We start from the raw sequence: 269 nt of genomic DNA, 5'->3' as shown, positions 1-269 counted from the left end.
TTAGCCGCTATGGGGTCAAATCGTGACCGCTATAAGTGCGCCGCTGACATACAAAAATACGCAGGCATTGCTCCAGTAACCGAACGCAGTGGCAAGAAGGAATGGATACACTGGCGATACTCATGCACTAAGTTTTTAAGGCAAACATTTGTGGAATGGGCAGGATTATCTGTGCGCTATTCATTTTGGGCAAAAGCATATTATCGGCAGCAAGAAGCCAAAGGAAAACCCCATAATACCATCATCAGATCATTGGCATTTAAGTGGAT

General features: G+C 44.6%; 1 protein-coding gene. It reads left to right on the top strand.

Features of this window, described 5'->3' with window-relative positions:
* A partial coding sequence (locus tag NRL14_RS20970; protein WP_306725532.1) for a transposase occupies positions 1–269 on the top strand: 269 nt, incomplete at both ends.

This window comes from Pseudoalteromonas sp. 20-92, from assembly GCF_030847595.1.
GTDB classification, from domain to species: domain Bacteria; phylum Pseudomonadota; class Gammaproteobacteria; order Enterobacterales; family Alteromonadaceae; genus Pseudoalteromonas; species Pseudoalteromonas fuliginea.
Note: the sequence above shows the minus strand (reverse complement) of the source record. Positions and strands in the feature narration are given on the sequence as shown.